We start from the raw sequence: 14,630 nt of genomic DNA, 5'->3' as shown, positions 1-14,630 counted from the left end.
CGGTTTCAGCGACTCAGATACATCCGCGTTGTGAGCAGATACACCGGCAGCCCCGACACCAGTATCAACAGCGCCGCATAAGGGGCTGCCGCCGCGAATTCCACATTGGACGTATGCGACCACACTGCCGTGGCCAGTGTGTTCAGCCCAGTCGGGCTGAGCAGCAGCGTCGCCGTCAATTCCTTCATCGCATCCAGGAATACCAGCGCAAACGCTGCCCCCAGCGCCGGGAAGATAATCGGCAAAGTCACTCGGCAAAACGCACTGAACGACGAAGCACCCAGTGTGCGCGCTGCCTCCTCCAGCTGCGGCGCGGCCTTATTCAAGGCGGTGCGAATCGGCGCCTGAGCCAGTGGCAAGAACAACAGCGCATAGGCGATCAGCAACAACGCGGACGTCTGGTACAGCGCAGGCACGTAATGCAAGGCGAAATACACCAGCGTAAGCGCAATTACCAGGCCGGGCAGCGCGTGCAGCAGGTACGGCAGACGCTCAGCCCAGATCGCCAGTTTGCCTTTATAGCGCACCACCAGCAGGCCGACCGGCACGGCCAGTACCAGGCACAACGCTGCACCGCCCAGGGACAGCGCCAGCGAGGACAGAAGCGCTTCGCCAATTTCTGCCACTGGAAAAGCCGCCGACGAACCCACGGCCAGCCAGTAGCCGAGCATGCCCAGCGGAATCCCACTACCGATGACCGCCAATGCCAGGCAGTACACCTGGCCGAGTGGCGCCCACTTGCCCAATCGAACCTGCTCGGCATGCCGCGCCGCGCCTTGGCCGATACGTACATGTCGGCCCTTGCCGCGCACGCGCAGTTCCAGCCACAGCAGGGTAAGGCACATCACCAGCAGTACCGCTGAAAGCATCGCAGCGTTGGCGTTGCTGAATTCCAGCTCGAACTGCTGGTAGATCGCGGTGGTGAAGGTTTGCAAGCCGATGATCGAAAGCGCACCGAATTCCACCAGCATATGCAGCGCGATCAGCAGTGCCCCGGCCAGCAGCGATGGCCACAGCAGCGGCAACGTAATGCGCAGAAAAACTGCCCGGCGATTGAGGCCCAGCGTGCGAGCAGATTCTTCAAGGGAGGGGTCAAGGTTACGCAATGTTGCTGCCACTGGCAGAAACACTAGCGGGTATTTGGACAGGCTCATCACCAGGATCGCCCCGCCCAGCCCTTCAAAGTTGGCGCTCAGGGACACCCAGGTAAAGCTGCTGACAAACGCTGGGACCGCAAACGGCAGGCACAGGATCACGCCCCATATACGTCGCCCTGGCAGGTTGCTGCGCTCCAGCAGCCAAGCCAGGGACAGGCCGATCACGCCGCAGGTTACCGTTACCCCAACCATCAACGCCAAGGTGTTGCGCAGCAGCCCGAACACATAAGGCCGCCACAGCAGATGCACCGCCTCCGCCCATCCAGCTTGCCAGGCTTTAAGGCCGACATAGGCCAATGGAAGCAGGCTCAGGCCAACCAGAAACAGCACTGGAAGCAGCAGCCAGATTGACGGGCGTTTGCGTCGAGGGCTCAATCCCCTGCGCAGGGCGGTGGCGGGTAGCGATGGGTTCATCAGTTCAAGCCAACATCACGTTCCAGCTCCAGCGCTTCTTCGGCGTTGCCAAGGTCCGCAGGCGTGACTTTTGGCGGTTGCAGCTCGCTGAAAGGCTTAAGGCCTCGGTTGGATTCCATGCCTTTACGCAGCGGGTATTCCGCGGAGGTGTTGGTGATGACCCGCTGGCCTTCTTCACTGGCCATGAACGCCAGCAGTTGTTGGGCTTCCTTGGGGTGCTTGCTGGATTTCAATGCGGCAGCGGACGACACGGTAATCAGGCCGCCGGCATCGCCGTCGGTGAAGTAATGCAGCTTGGAGTCCAGGTTGGTTTTTTCTTTCTTAAGGGCAAACCAGTAATAGTTGTTCACCAGTACGGTGGCCACTTCGCCGTTCTCCACGGCTTTAAGGGCGACCATGTTGTTGCTGTAAACCTTGCCAAAGGCGCGCAGGCCGGTCAGCCATTCTTCAGCTGCCTCTCGACCGTGCAATTTGATGATCGCCACGGCCTGTTCTTGGAACGCGCCGCTGGTGGGCACGAAACCGACCTTGCCCTGCCATTCGGGGCCGGCGAAATCCAGCACGGATTTGGGCAGGTCTTTTTCGGCAATCAGTTTCGGGTTGAAGGCCACGACGCGGGTGCGCGCAGTCACGCCCATCCAGTCGCCGTTGCTGCCGACGTAATCTTTGGGCAGCGCGTCGAGGGTGCTCCCGTCGATCTTGGCCAGCAGGCCTTGCTCGCCGAGTTTGTTCAGGGGAGGGGATTCTTCGGTGTAGATGACGTCGGCGGGAGAGCGGTCGCCTTCTTCCACCACCTGGCTGGCCAGTTGGTTGCTACTGCCTTTGCGTACGTTGACGTGAATGCCGGTCTTGGCTTCGAAAGCCTTGGCGAGTTCGTCGCCGACTTCTTTGTGCTGGCCGTTGTATAGGGTCAGGGAAACTTTGTCGGCAGAGTAGGCCGCGGGCGAGAGCAGGGCCAGGCCGAGCAGAGTGATGGTAAGGCCACGCAGAAGGGATGTCTTGGGGCGGGTATCGCGGATCATCATCCGGGGTGTTCCTCACTTGTAAGCAACAAATTCTTACAAGGATAAACGATAAAACTTCTCAAGTGCGACCCAGGAGGGAATCACCTGCAAAGTTTCAGCCCCAGAAACGAAAAAACCCGCTTTCGCGGGTTTGATCTGAATTTGGTGCCCAGGAGAAGACTCGAACTTCCACGACCTTGCGATCACCAGCACCTGAAGCTGGCGTGTCTACCAATTTCACCACCTGGGCTTTATCAAGCAACGTTACCGCTGTTGATGGGGCGAACTATACGGCGGGCTTTTTGATCTGTAAACCCCTGATTCAATAAAATAAATCGGGATTTACGTTAAAAATCAGAAGCCTGAAACGAAAAAACCCGCTTTCGCGGGTTTGATCTGAATTTGGTGCCCAGGAGAAGACTCGAACTTCCACGACCTTGCGATCACCAGCACCTGAAGCTGGCGTGTCTACCAATTTCACCACCTGGGCATCATCAACAACGTTGCCGTCGTCGATGGCGCGCACTATACGGAGAGGCTTATAAGCTGTAAACCCCTGCTATGAAAAAAGCCTGGAATATTTCGCCAATGGTCGTGCAAGGTGCGCAGCGAGGGCCATTAAGGGCTTTAAAACGCTTGTTGATGCCTGAAATTTCCCGTTTCAATACGCGTATGCCAAACTAACCCACATATAGACAAGGTGAAAACTCTCTAATGGCCGATTGGCAGTCCCTCGATCCCGAGGCCGCTCGTGAAGCGGAAAAATATGAAAACCCTATTCCTAGCCGCGAACTGATCCTGGCGCATCTCGCCGATCGGGGTTCGCCTGCTAGCCGCGAGCAGTTGGTTGAAGAATTCGGTCTGACCACCGAAGACCAGCTTGAAGCCCTGCGCCGCCGATTGCGTGCCATGGAGCGCGACGCTCAACTGATCTACACCCGCCGTGGCACTTACGCACCTGTGGATAAGCTCGACTTGATCCTTGGCCGCATTGCCGGTCACCGTGATGGCTTCGGCTTCTTGATCCCGGATGACGGTAGTGACGACCTGTTCATGAGCCCGGCGCAAATGCGCTTGGTGTTCGATGGTGACCGTGCCTTGGCGCGCGTTTCCGGCCTGGACCGTCGCGGTCGCCGTGAAGGCGTGATCGTCGAAGTGGTGTCCCGTGCCCACGAGTCCATCGTTGGTCGTTACTTCGAAGAAGGCGGTATTGGCTTTGTTGTGCCGGATAACCCAAAGGTCCAGCAGGAAGTGCTGATTACCCCGGGCCGCAATGGCGCTGCGAAGGTCGGTCAGTTCGTTGAGGTGAAAATCACCCACTGGCCTACTGCGCGCTTTCAGCCTCAGGGCGACATCGTTGAAGTTGTCGGCAACTACATGGCGCCGGGGATGGAAATCGACGTCGCGCTGCGCACCTACGATATTCCTCACGTCTGGCCTGAAGCTGTGCTGAAAGAAGCCGCCAAGCTCAAGCCTGAAGTTGAAGAAAAAGACAAAGAAAAACGCATCGACCTGCGCCATCTGCCGTTTGTCACCATCGACGGCGAAGATGCTCGCGACTTCGACGACGCGGTCTACTGCGAAGCCAAGCCCGGCAAGTTGCGTCTGTTCTCTGGCGGCTGGAAGTTGTTTGTCGCGATTGCCGACGTGTCCAGCTATGTGAAGATCGGTTCTGCACTGGATAACGAAGCCCAGGTGCGCGGCAACTCCGTGTACTTCCCGGAGCGCGTGATCCCGATGCTGCCTGAGCAATTGTCCAACGGGCTGTGCTCCCTGAACCCGAAAGTCGACCGTTTGGCCATGGTGTGCGAGATGACTATCTCGAAAACCGGCGAAATGACCGACTACCAGTTCTACGAAGCGGTGATCCACTCCCAGGCGCGCCTGACCTACAACAAGGTCAGTACCATTCTGGAACAGCCGAAAACAAGCGAAGCCAAGGCTTTGCGTGGTGAGTACGGGCATGTCGTGCCGCACCTCAAGCAGCTTTACTCGCTGTACAAGGTGCTGTTGGGTGCTCGTCATGTGCGTGGCGCGATCGATTTTGAAACCCAGGAAACCCGTATTGTCTTCGGTTCCGAGCGCAAGATCGCCGCAATCACCCCGACGACCCGTAACGATGCGCACAAGCTGATCGAGGAGTGCATGCTGGCGGCCAACGTGGCCACCGCTGAATTCCTGAAGAAGCATGAGATTCCTGCGTTGTACCGCGTGCACGATGGTCCTCCGCCGGAGCGTCTGGAAAAACTGCGCGCGTTCCTCGGAGAGCTCGGCCTGTCCCTGCACAAAGGCAAGGACGGTCCGACGCCGAAGGACTACCAGGCATTGCTGGCCAGCATCAAGGACCGTCCGGATTACCATGTGATTCAGACCGTGATGCTGCGCTCGTTGAGTCAGGCGGTGTACAGCGCCGACAATCAGGGCCACTTCGGCTTGAACTACGAGGCGTACACCCACTTCACCTCGCCAATTCGCCGTTACCCTGACCTGCTCACGCACCGCGCGATCCGCAGCGTGATCCATTCCAAGCAGAACACCCCGCACGTTAAGCGCGCTGGCGCCATGACCATACCGAAAGCACGGATCTATCCGTACGACGAGGCGGCCCTGGAACAGCTGGGCGAGCAGTGCTCCATGAGCGAACGCCGCGCCGACGAAGCCACGCGCGACGTAGTGAACTGGCTCAAGTGCGAGTTCATGAAAGACCGCGTGGGCGAAACCTTCCCGGGTGTAATCACCGCCGTGACAGGCTTTGGCCTGTTCGTCGAGCTGACCGACATCTACGTCGAAGGCCTGGTGCACGTTACGGCCTTGCCGGGTGATTACTACCACTTCGATCCCGTGCATCACCGCCTGGCGGGCGAGCGCACCGGTCGCAGCTTCCGTCTGGGTGACACGGTGGAAGTGCAGGTCATGCGCGTCGACCTTGACGAGCGCAAGATCGACTTCGGTATGCCAGACAAGCCAGCCGAACCGGCGGGTCGTAAAAAGCGCGGCGTCGAAACCGCAGCGCCGACCGCCAAAGGCAAAGGAACTCCTGCGAAAGCAGCGGCCGCCGAGCCTGCGCCAGCCAAGGCTGGTCGCCGGTCCTCCGTCAAGGACAAGGCCCCCGAAGCCTACCGTCCAAGTGACGCAGCGGCGAAAAACGCCGAGCTGCGCAAGAGTCGCGAGTTGAAGCAGCAGTTGCTCAACGAAGCCAAAAGCGGTGGTAAAGCGGCGTCTGGGGGAAAGTCCCAAGGGGCGGAAAAGCCGTCGAGCAAACCCAGTAAACATCGTAAAGGCCCGCCAAAAGCGGGTTCGGCCCCCGCGAAAAGCGGCGGGTCGCGCAAACCTAAGGCCAAGTCATGAGTCTGGAAAAAATCTACGGCGTCCACGCCGTAGAAGCACTGCTGCGTCATCACCCTAAACGCGTCAAACAAGTGTGGTTGGCGGAAGGTCGCAGCGAGCCTCGCGTGCAGGCGCTGGTTGAGTTGGCCACCCAAAACAAGGTTGCCATCGGCCAGGCCGAGCGTCGTGAAATGGACGTGTGGGTCGAAGGCGTTCACCAGGGTGTGGTCGCGGACGTGAGTCCTAGCCAGGTCTGGGGCGAAGCCATGCTCGACGAACTGCTCGACCGCACCGAAGGCGCGCCGCTGTTGCTGGTGCTGGACGGCGTGACCGACCCGCACAACCTTGGCGCCTGCCTGCGTTCGGCGGATGCTGCCGGCGCGTTGGCAGTAATTGTGCCTAAAGACAAGTCGGCTACCCTGACGCCGGTTGTGCGCAAGGTCGCCTGCGGCGCGGCGGAAGTGATTCCGTTGGTGGCCGTGACCAACCTGGCGCGCACTCTGGAGAAACTCCAGCAGCGAGGCCTGTGGGTCGTGGGTACGGCGGGGGAGGCCGAGGTCAGTATTTATGACCAGGACCTCACTGGACCGACCATTCTGATCATGGGGGCTGAAGGTAAGGGTATGCGTCGTTTGACCCGTGAGCATTGTGATTATCTGGTGCATTTGCCGATGGCAGGCAGCGTCAGCAGTCTCAACGTGTCGGTTGCGACCGGCGTGTGCCTGTTTGAAGCTCAGCGTCAGCGTGGTGCCCAGATCAAGGCCAAGGTGAAGAAGTAATTCTGATCCTGATATAGCGTCAAAATGTGGGAGGGGGCTTGTCCCTCGATAGCAGTGGTTCAGTTACAGCTGTTGTGACTGGCCCGCTGCAATCGGGAGCAAGCGCCCTCCCACATTTGTTTTTGTGAGGTGTGGGAGATTGTTCAAATAATCACCAATCACCTTGCGCCCGTTCTTCCCCTTCTCTACAATTGCGCCCCTTGCCCACTCGGCAGGCACGCATGTGCCTCCCTGCGGCAAGATCCATAAGTGTCATTCACTCCTTGTCTGACCGTTTTTGAGCGGCAGGCTACAACCCGTAAGGAGCATTCATGCGTCATTACGAAATCATCTTTTTGGTCCACCCGGATCAAAGCGAGCAAGTCGGCGGCATGGTTGAGCGTTACACCAAGCTGATCGAAGAAGACGGCGGCAAAATCCACCGTCTGGAAGATTGGGGTCGTCGTCAACTGGCCTACGCAATCAACAATGTTCACAAGGCTCACTACGTGATGCTGAACGTTGAGTGCACTGGCAAGGCCCTGGCCGAGCTGGAAGACAACTTCCGCTACAACGATGCAGTGATCCGTAACCTGGTCATCCGTCGCGAAGAAGCCGTTACCGGCCAATCCGAGATGCTCAAGGCTGAAGAAAACCGCAGTGAGCGCCGTGAGCGTCGCGACCGTCCTGAGCACGAAGGCGCTGATAGCGCTGATAGTGATGACAGCGACAGCAGCGATAACGCTGACGAGTAATCCACGGACCTTATTAAGGAGCCTATCAAATGGCACGTTTCTTCCGTCGTCGTAAGTTTTGCCGCTTCACCGCTGAAGAAGTGAAGGAGATCGATTACAAAGATCTCAACACTCTGAAAGCCTACGTATCCGAGACCGGCAAAATCGTTCCAAGCCGTATCACCGGTACCAAAGCACGTTATCAGCGTCAGCTGGCCACCGCTATCAAGCGCGCCCGCTTCCTGGCCCTGCTGGCCTACACCGACAGCCACGGCCGCTGAGACCGGGCAGTCGACAAGTAGTAAGGGATTGAATGCATGCGCGCCTTAGCTGAGTTCATCATGCGCGGTCGTGTGCAGGCCACTCTGGTAGTGGCTGGATGTGCAGTGTTGCCGATGTTGTTTTGGTTGAGTGCTGCTGCAGGTTGCCTTGTGCTTCTGCGGCGCGGTTCGGACGCTTTGAGCGTCCTGGGTCTAGGGTTGTTGTCAGTGTTGGTGAGCTGGCATTTCCTGCAAGACCCGACAGCGCTTCTTGTGCTGTTTGGGAGTTGTAGTCTGGCGTTGGTTTTGCGCGCTGGTCATTCCTGGAATCGTGTGCTGCTGGTCAGCACGGCCGTGGGGTTGTTGTGTGCAGTGAGCCTGGGGACCGTATTCGGTTCTTTCATCGAGTCATTGGCGCAGACGTTTCAACACGTTTTGCCGCTGGTGATGGGTGAGTCTTACGAGAAGTTCTCGGCGGACCAGAAAGCAGTTCTCGCTTCGTTGACAGTCCCGCTGTTGATCATTTCAACGTCGGTTTCGGTGCAGATCTTTAGTGTGTTGTGCCTGATTCTTGGGCGCTACTGGCAAGCGTTGTTGTATAACCCCGGAGGTTTCGGAAGCGAGTTTCGCGCAATCCGAATCCCCAAGCGCGTTGCGCTGTCACTGCTGGCCGTCATGTGTGTCGCTCCGTTTATCGGTTGGCACACCTTGATCTTGTTGCCGTTGTGCGGTGTACCGCTGTTCTTCGCTGGCCTGTCCTTGATTCATGGGTTGGTTGCGCAGAAAAAATTGGCCAGTTTTTGGCTGGTGGGGTTTTACGTCACTGTCTTGCCGCTTATGCACTTGATTGGTCCGTTACTCGTGGTCTTGGCCATTGTCGACAGCCTGATTGATTTTCGCGGACGTTCTGCGCCGAAAGACGCCGATAACGCGAACGGTGAAGGTTAAAAGTTAGAGGATTTTCACATGCAACTGATCCTTCTGGAAAAAGTCGCCAACCTGGGCAACCTGGGCGACAAAGTGAACGTTAAGGCCGGTTACGGTCGTAACTACCTGCTGCCATATGGCAAAGCCACCGCTGCAACCGCTGCCAACCTGGCTGCGTTTGAAGAGCGTCGTGCTGAGCTGGAAAAAGCAGCAGCAGACAAAAAAGCTTCGGCCGAAACTCGCGCTGCCCAACTGGCTGAGCTGGAAGTGACTATCACTGCCACCGCCGGTGACGAAGGCAAGCTGTTCGGTTCGATCGGCACCCACGACATCGCTGATGCACTGACCGCCTCCGGCGTTGAAGTGCAGAAGAGCGAAGTTCGTCTGCCGAACGGCACCATCCGCAACGTAGGCGAATTCGACGTAGCCGTGCACCTGCACGCTGAAGTTGAAGCCACCGTACGCGTTGTCGTGGTAGCAGCTTAAGCAACACCTAACTGGCTGGCACCTCGTGTGCCGGACGGTTAACATCGGGCACGATCCTGTTTACAGGTCGTGCCTTTTGTTTTTCTACAAACCCCAAATTCCAAGTGGCCATGAACGATATTTCAGCTCCTGAGCAATACGATCTGCAAACCGCTGCCCTGAAGGTGCCGCCGCATTCCATCGAGGCCGAACAGGCCGTGCTCGGTGGTTTGATGCTGGACAACAACGCCTGGGAACGCGTGCTGGATCAAGTCTCGGATGGCGATTTCTACCGTCATGACCACCGCCTGATCTTCCGTGCCATCGCCAAGCTGGCCGACCAGAACTCGCCGATCGACGTAGTGACCCTGGCCGAGCAATTGGACAAGGAGGGCCAGACCTCCCAAGTGGGCGGCCTGGGTTACTTGGGTGAGCTGGCGAAGAACACGCCATCGGTCGCCAACATCAAGGCCTATGCGCAGATCGTTCGTGCGCGGGCCACGTTGCGCCAGTTGATCGGTATCGCCACCGAGATCGCCGACAGTGCCTTCAACCCGGAAGGCCGTACCGCTGAAGAGATTCTTGACGAGGCCGAACGGCAGATCTTTCAGATCGCCGAGGCCCGGCCGAAAACCGGCGGCCCGGTCAGCGTCAACGACCTGCTGACCAAAGCCATCGACCGCATCGATACCCTGTTCAACACAGACAACGCCATCACCGGCCTGTCCACCGGCTATACCGATCTGGATGGTATGACCAGCGGCCTGCAGCCAGCTGACTTGATCATCGTCGCCGGCCGTCCGTCCATGGGTAAAACTACTTTCGCCATGAACCTGGTGGAAAACGCTGTGTTGCGCAGCGACAAGGCGGTACTGGTCTACTCCCTGGAGATGCCAGGTGAATCGCTGATCATGCGTATGTTGTCGTCCCTGGGCCGCATTGATCAGACCAAAGTGCGTGCCGGTCGCCTGGAAGATGATGATTGGCCGCGCCTGACCTCGGCGGTCAACCTGCTCAACGACCGCAAGCTGTTTATTGATGACACAGCGGGCATCAGTCCGTCGGAAATGCGCGCGCGTACTCGACGTCTCGTGCGCGAGCACGGCGATATCGCCCTGATCATGATCGACTACCTGCAATTGATGCAGATCCCAGGCTCCAGCGGCGACAGCCGTACCAACGAAATTTCCGAGATTTCTCGCTCGTTGAAAGCCCTGGCCAAAGAATTCAACTGCCCGGTGGTTGCCCTGTCGCAGCTCAACCGCTCCCTGGAGCAACGCCCGAACAAGCGCCCGATCAACTCCGACTTGCGGGAGTCTGGAGCGATCGAGCAGGATGCTGACGTGATCATGTTCGTTTACCGGGACGAGGTGTATCACCCGGAAACCGAGCATAAAGGCATCGCTGAAATCATCATCGGTAAGCAGCGTAACGGCCCGATCGGGACCACGCGTCTGGCCTTTATCGGCAAATACACCCGCTTCGAAAACCTGGCGCCGGGCAGTTACAACTTCGAAGACGAGTAACCGTACTAAGGGCGAGGAAACAGCTCCCGGATGGTAGATTCGTCGTACTGGTAGTTCCAGCGTAATTCGGCGCCGGAGGCTATGTCCTCGCTGGCGAACAGCCCCGTGAGTATCAGTTGTTCGTGTGTGTTGTCGTCCACTTGCGCCTGGATACGAAATTGCGCGGCCTCAACGTTATAGCCGACGTTCGCCTGCCGGATCGGCAATTCGCCTTCGTACTCGAAAATCGTGTTTATCCTTGAGAGCGCGTTGTCTCCCGAGAGCACCAATTGCATATTCACGGCGTGCGGGGTAGTAGGCCTGAGGTTTTTGATCGGCATCAGGTAAGGATCCTGCCTTGCCCTGGCGACGTATAGCGGCAAGAGTTCTCCACCGTAGACGCCCAATGCTTGACCTTTTTTCAGAGCGCGGCGGGTGACGACTGTGGCCTCGCCAATCAGCGACGCTTCCTGTGCACACTTCTGATGAGCTGCGGTGAAGGAGGTGACCTCAAGCTTGTCTTCATACAGGCGGGCCACATTTTCGTAACCTTGCCACCGAATGTAGGGGTGCAATTCGCTGGCGGCGAAGACGGCTTCTGTGGTCAACGATTTGCCGTGGCTCTGTATCTGCCGGATTCGCATAGGCCGGCCCAGTGTGTCGCGCAACGGGTATCGGCCGTTGTTGGCGCGGTCGTAGATGCGCCGGTAGTTCTGGCTGTACTGGTAGCCGCGGTGGGTGCGCATTTGGCTAAGCTCGGTTGCAGAATAGTGCGCCCTCACCACGCCCTCTTCGGCTGACTCGTAGTCGCTGCTCAAACTAACCGATTCGGCCGACTCAAACTCCTCACCGGATTCCATGCCTTCCTCCAGCCGTACAGGTGAGTCCTTGCCGCCGAGCAATGCGCCTTTGGCCTGATCAATTTCCCAGCCGCCCTCGGTTTTCTGGCGCAGGTAGGGCTGATAGGCACGAAAGCGGCTGCGGGCATCGAGCAGGTGCCATCCCATGGTGTCGTATTTGACTTGGTAATATTTCTGGTTGTCCTGGATGTAATAGCGATAGTTGCCGTTGGCCAGCGGGGGAGCTTGATGAATGCCGTCTGCGCGTAGTGTCAGGCCCAACGGCGGCGAGGGGTCGCTGAATAAGGGGTCTAGGGGCAAGCCGACTGCGCTTGATGTCTGTGCGGAGGCGACTCGGGTGCGAATGGGTGGCGGGCCTTCGTTCATCACCGACAAGCCGGTTTTATAAAGCGCCTGCTCGAGCGAATCGGCTCCTGAGTGTTGCAGGATTACGCTGCGCTCTGACTCCGGCAGCATGCGCTCGATAGCCCCGAGCAAAGGCATGGGCGCACTTTTGTCATTGTGGAGGGCGTAAAGCTCGCCTTGGCGAATCAACACATCGCGGGCTGTGACCTCTGCGGTGCCGATCCGACCCAGCAACGGGCCGCCGTGGCTTACGTCATGTACTTCGATCAGGCGCGTCTTCGGCCAGCCAGGGATGCGCTCCAGGGTGTGCAGAACGAGTGGCACGCTCTCACGGCTGCGTAGGCATTCAAGAAAAATACTTTCACCCAAACGCGTTGCCTGTTGGGTCTGGGCGTATTGCTCGGCTTCCCAGCGCTGTGCGTTCGGTAAGGTTGTTAGCCCCTCCAGCTGCTGGCGCTCGGATTGCGAGAGTGTGCCTTGCATGTCTTCAAGGTGGCGTTTGGAGAGTGTCGGCGCGGCGGTGTGAAGGCTCTTTTCGGTCGGAGACATCAGTTTTTCATTCGGCGCGGTGAGTAAGGTAAACAGCCGCTGCTTTTGCCCTACGGCTTGTTCTTCCAAGGTCCGCGCCAGGTTTTCGACTTTGGTGAAGTAGTCGATATACACCGGTGGCAGCAGCGCGTTGAATTCGTCTTGGGGCAGTTGCTCTTGCAGTGCGTGCAGCAACTCGCCACGCCGGAAACGCGCCGCGTCTATCCGGGTTTCGGCTGTACCGGTGCCATGGCTCAGCACCTCCTGCTGTTGTTCATCGACAATTTTCAGCACGCGGTTGGCGGGCCATTGCGCCAGTGACGTGAGGAGGTGGAATTGAATCTGCGGCGAATGCGGGCTGAGCGTCGTGCCCTCGGCGCGACTCAGGTCGAAGTCATTGATTTCTTGTTCCAGATTGAAGTGGTTGAGGGTATCTAGCAGCAATGGCGGTGGGCGCACCATCTCTTGATGGATCTGACGCAGCGCCGCCTTATCCACGCCGCAGAGCAACAGGATCGGCTCCACCGCCGCTTGCTTGATCTGCGTCGCATCCGGGCCCAGACGCTTAATGAGCTGAATGTCCTCCCACTCGCCGGGCGTTTCGTGCAGATGGCGCCAGCCGCCCACTTGGTTGCTAAGCAGCGGTGGTGAATAGGCGTGTGGGTCAGTCGGGTGCGCCAGTTCCCATTGCTTGCTCTCAGCGGTACGGCGTACGGCGTGGGCGTGATCATCCAGCTTCAGGAACTGCTGTTGTCCGTGCTGATACAAGCCTTGGCTGTCGGCAACCAGATGTTCCGGCAGCCCGTCGGGATGACGGTACGGCGTGAGGTCCGAGTGCCACAGGCGCCAGCCTTTGTTGCGCACTCGGACTTTTATCAAGCCGGCGGTGAAACCTGCGGTCTTGATCGCGCCGGCGGTTGCAGCGGCAAGGGCGAGATTGTCCGCCACATCCAGCAGATCGTTGAGCGCCTCGTCACTGTCGCCGCGGCTCCAGGCGGAGAAACCCTCGTAAATCGTGTCGATCAACTGGGCGGCGCTGACCACCAGCAGCACTTCGCCCACAATCGGAATGAACGACGCTGCAAAGAACAGCAGGGATTTGCCCGCATCGATATAGCCCTGCAGACGCTTTTGCCGGCTCAGCACGTCGACGTTTGCGGTGAGTGCCGCGAGGGTTTGGGCATCACTCTTGATCTGCGCGATGGTGTGCTCGGCGATGGACAGGAACACATCTGCGCTGCATGCGGTGAGGTCCACAGGAAGGTTCAGATGGGCCGGCTCGGTGTAGATCCGTCCTCCCATTTCGATATTGTCTGAGCCGGAATGCTCCGGCGTTGCGTCCAGCAGGCTGCCTTGGTGCTGCAAGGGCACCAGCCGCTCGAAGACGGCGCGGTAGTTTTCATCCAGCAGCCGTTCGGCCAGCTTGCGCTTGAGTTCGGCTAGGCTCGCGTGCGGACGTAGCGCAGCGCTTGGATCGTCGGGCGTGTAGAGGATGAACGGGAGGCCGATCTTTGGCGCCTCAATCACCAGCACGCCCGGCAATACCACCTCGTTGATCGTCAGGTGATGGCACTGCATATCCGGGGGTGACCCCGACCGGTACAGACTGTTCAGTTGCAGATGCTGCTTGGCGGTGAGGCGGCGGTTCATATAAGCGATATGTATCGCGACCCCAAAGGCATGCTGCACCTGAGCGCGAAACACCCTTCGCACCTCTTGCGGCGTGCGCCCCGAGGCGGAGCTCGACGACGGCTCAAGCGCGCTGAAGATATGCGCAAGGTATTGGCCGCCCAGGTCCAGATTGCGGCAGAACTTGGCGAATGCCGGGCCAGTGATCGAACTGGATACCTCGCCGGTTGCCGTGACGTTATAAATTGCCGTGCCGGTTTCCATGCCGCCTTCTTGCGCTTCAGAGGCTTCGAAGTTCTGCAGGGCCGCCTCTAGCAGCGTTTGCCGGGTGGTTCTGGCATGGGTTTTTATCAGCCCGAGCAGGTGATGGTTTTTCCATTCGCGCACTAGGATCGCGTTTTCGTCGGCAATCAGCGTGAAAAACTGCGCAGTCAGTGCCGCGCGCAAGCGGGGGCGGGCAAAGTCTTCAGGGCTTTGGATCTCGCCCAGCAGCGCTTTGAGGTCGTGCCGGGCCAGGTTGCTGTTGATCAGGCAGTCGCGAAAATCCTTGAGCTGCGAGGCGGGTGCCTGACGCAGCCAGGACGGCAACTGAGGCCCTATCATCGCGTGATGTGCCGTCAGGAGAGGGCGGCGTGGTGGTGGGGTGGGGCGTGTATTCATGGGCTGGGCCACCAGGGGCTGTGGTTGATTGAAACCAGCCTATCGAGGATGTTTTTG

The 14,630-nt window shown here is 58.6% G+C and carries 10 protein-coding genes and 2 tRNA genes; 7 read left to right on the top strand and 5 right to left on the bottom strand.

What is annotated here, in order from left to right:
• Window positions 1-5: 5 nt before the first annotated feature.
• The 4 genes from ACVWXD_RS21995 to ACVWXD_RS21980 form a co-directional block, all read right to left on the bottom strand.
• Window positions 6-1,571: an ABC transporter permease gene (locus tag ACVWXD_RS21995; protein ID WP_181644094.1), complete on the bottom strand. Its 1,566-nt coding sequence runs from the start codon at window positions 1,569-1,571 to the stop codon at window positions 6-8.
• A complete protein-coding gene (locus tag ACVWXD_RS21990) occupies window positions 1,571-2,596 on the bottom strand; it encodes an iron ABC transporter substrate-binding protein (protein WP_181644093.1) in 1,026 nt (341 codons plus the stop codon). The genes ACVWXD_RS21995 and ACVWXD_RS21990 overlap by 1 nt, the downstream gene beginning before the upstream one ends.
• Window positions 2,597-2,738: 142 nt before the next feature.
• Window positions 2,739-2,825, bottom strand: a tRNA-Leu gene (locus ACVWXD_RS21985).
• Window positions 2,826-2,978: 153 nt separating this feature from the next.
• Window positions 2,979-3,065: transfer RNA gene (locus tag ACVWXD_RS21980), tRNA-Leu, on the bottom strand.
• 224 nt (window positions 3,066-3,289) lie between these two features.
• Between ACVWXD_RS21980 and rnr the strand changes: the two genes are divergently transcribed.
• The 7 genes from rnr to dnaB all read left to right on the top strand — a co-directional run bounded on the left by rnr (window position 3,290) and on the right by dnaB (window position 10,572).
• Window positions 3,290-5,923: a ribonuclease R gene (gene rnr / locus ACVWXD_RS21975; RefSeq protein ID WP_122682076.1), complete on the top strand. Its 2,634-nt coding sequence runs from the start codon at window positions 3,290-3,292 to the stop codon at window positions 5,921-5,923.
• Window positions 5,920-6,681, top strand: a complete 762-nt coding sequence (gene rlmB / locus ACVWXD_RS21970; protein ID WP_095186064.1) for a 23S rRNA (guanosine(2251)-2'-O)-methyltransferase RlmB — start codon at window positions 5,920-5,922, stop codon at window positions 6,679-6,681. Before rnr ends, rlmB begins: the two co-directional genes overlap by 4 nt.
• A 311-nt stretch (window positions 6,682-6,992) precedes the next feature.
• Complete coding sequence (rpsF, locus tag ACVWXD_RS21965) at window positions 6,993-7,415, top strand: 30S ribosomal protein S6 (RefSeq protein WP_003171371.1); 423 nt, start codon at window positions 6,993-6,995, stop codon at window positions 7,413-7,415.
• Window positions 7,416-7,444: 29 nt separating this feature from the next.
• Window positions 7,445-7,675 carry a 30S ribosomal protein S18 gene (rpsR, locus tag ACVWXD_RS21960; RefSeq protein ID WP_003171373.1) on the top strand — a complete coding sequence of 77 codons (231 nt, stop codon included), beginning with the start codon at window positions 7,445-7,447 and terminating at the stop codon, window positions 7,673-7,675.
• Window positions 7,676-7,711: 36 nt separating this feature from the next.
• A complete protein-coding gene (locus ACVWXD_RS21955; RefSeq protein WP_032890500.1) occupies window positions 7,712-8,602 on the top strand; it encodes a YybS family protein in 891 nt (296 codons plus the stop codon).
• A gap of 18 nt (window positions 8,603-8,620) precedes the next feature.
• Entirely contained in the window at window positions 8,621-9,067 is a 447-nt protein-coding gene (gene rplI, locus ACVWXD_RS21950; RefSeq protein ID WP_003171376.1) for a 50S ribosomal protein L9, read from the top strand.
• A 110-nt stretch (window positions 9,068-9,177) separates the two neighbouring features.
• Window positions 9,178-10,572, top strand: coding sequence for a replicative DNA helicase (gene dnaB, locus ACVWXD_RS21945; protein ID WP_003217484.1), 1,395 nt, complete (start codon window positions 9,178-9,180; stop codon window positions 10,570-10,572).
• 5 nt (window positions 10,573-10,577) lie between these two features.
• On the opposite strand, the gene ACVWXD_RS21940 is transcribed toward dnaB, so the two are convergent.
• Window positions 10,578-14,573, bottom strand: a complete 3,996-nt coding sequence (locus ACVWXD_RS21940) for a dermonecrotic toxin domain-containing protein (protein WP_457371318.1) — start codon at window positions 14,571-14,573, stop codon at window positions 10,578-10,580.
• Between the last annotated feature and the right edge of the window lie 57 nt (window positions 14,574-14,630).

Source organism: Pseudomonas sp. TE3911 (genome assembly GCF_054062775.1).
The sequence above is the reverse complement of the archived record's forward strand: the minus strand, read 5'-3'. Positions and strand labels throughout refer to the sequence as shown.

Coding starts and splice junctions, on each gene's coding strand:
- rplI (WP_003171376.1), top strand. CDS start 8,621: ATGCAACTGATCCTTCTGGAAAAAGTCGCCAACCTGGGCAACCTGGGC.
- rlmB (WP_095186064.1), top strand. CDS start 5,920: ATGAGTCTGGAAAAAATCTACGGCGTCCACGCCGTAGAAGCACTGCTG.
- rnr (WP_122682076.1), top strand. CDS start 3,290: ATGGCCGATTGGCAGTCCCTCGATCCCGAGGCCGCTCGTGAAGCGGAA.
- ACVWXD_RS21955 (WP_032890500.1), top strand. CDS start 7,712: ATGCGCGCCTTAGCTGAGTTCATCATGCGCGGTCGTGTGCAGGCCACT.
- ACVWXD_RS21940 (WP_457371318.1), bottom strand. CDS start 14,573: ATGAATACACGCCCCACCCCACCACCACGCCGCCCTCTCCTGACGGCA.
- rpsF (WP_003171371.1), top strand. CDS start 6,993: ATGCGTCATTACGAAATCATCTTTTTGGTCCACCCGGATCAAAGCGAG.
- ACVWXD_RS21990 (WP_181644093.1), bottom strand. CDS start 2,596: ATGATGATCCGCGATACCCGCCCCAAGACATCCCTTCTGCGTGGCCTT.
- dnaB (WP_003217484.1), top strand. CDS start 9,178: ATGAACGATATTTCAGCTCCTGAGCAATACGATCTGCAAACCGCTGCC.
- ACVWXD_RS21995 (WP_181644094.1), bottom strand. CDS start 1,571: ATGAACCCATCGCTACCCGCCACCGCCCTGCGCAGGGGATTGAGCCCT.
- rpsR (WP_003171373.1), top strand. CDS start 7,445: ATGGCACGTTTCTTCCGTCGTCGTAAGTTTTGCCGCTTCACCGCTGAA.